At 48.9% G+C, this 712-nt stretch carries 2 protein-coding genes; both read left to right on the top strand.

Going from position 1 to position 712, the window contains the following annotated elements; translation table 11 throughout:
• Window positions 1-60 precede the first annotated feature (60 nt).
• Window positions 61-291, top strand: a complete 231-nt coding sequence (locus tag NW820_RS13160) for a DUF4258 domain-containing protein (RefSeq protein WP_414407742.1) — start codon at window positions 61-63, stop codon at window positions 289-291.
• Window positions 288-542 carry a DUF2283 domain-containing protein gene (locus tag NW820_RS13155; protein WP_011433140.1) on the top strand — a complete coding sequence of 85 codons (255 nt, stop codon included), beginning with the start codon at window positions 288-290 and terminating at the stop codon, window positions 540-542. Before NW820_RS13160 ends, NW820_RS13155 begins: the two co-directional genes overlap by 4 nt.
• The last annotated feature ends 170 nt before the right edge of the window (window positions 543-712 follow it).

Below are 712 nucleotides of genomic sequence, written 5' to 3'. Positions count from 1 at the left end.
TCCCGACACTGACCCTACGGGTACAGTGCGGGGCTCCTGCGATTTCTAGCTGAGCATGCGTTGAGACGGCTGCAGCAGCGACAAGAGATCGCAAGCCAGTGGATCGAGAGAGTTCTGAGCTGCCCTGACTACGTACAAGTGGATCCCAAAGATCCTCAGCTCAAGCAAGCCTATGGTCGAATTCCGGAGTACGGCAATCGCCTCCTGAAGATTGTTTACGATGAATCAACGGATCCTTGGACAGTGGTGACTATCTTTTTTGATCGAACAATGGGGAAAAAGCTGCCATGAGACCTTTCATCGAGTTTGATCCTGATGTGGATGCTGGATATATTCGTTTGACAACAGCTCAAGTCCAAAGCTCAGAGGAGATTGCCCCTGGGGTTGTTTTGGATTTCGACAAGGAAAATCAACTGGTTGGAGTTGAGGTTCTCTCTGTTCATCGACAAATGGATAGCGACATTAAAATGCTTCCGCAAGAGATTCAAGACTACATCGTTTTATTGAGAAACTCCGTGTTGCAAGAACAGTTACTGAGTTAGATGAGAGTCTGGCAACACTAGCCCCACCGCATCTGTAGACGCAAGAGGAGTACCATTGCGATGGCCAGCCTTTTACTGTGGCCTGTTTGGCATGGTTGTAGGTGATTGAGATAACAGTCGCCGACCTTTCGGATTGCCAACGGATGTGCCGTCACTTTTATCGGATAGGC

This window comes from Synechococcus sp. R55.7 (genome assembly GCF_047461955.1).
Lineage (GTDB): Bacteria > Cyanobacteriota > Cyanobacteriia > Thermostichales > Thermostichaceae > Thermostichus.
Note: the sequence above shows the minus strand (reverse complement) of the source record. Positions and strands in the feature narration are given on the sequence as shown.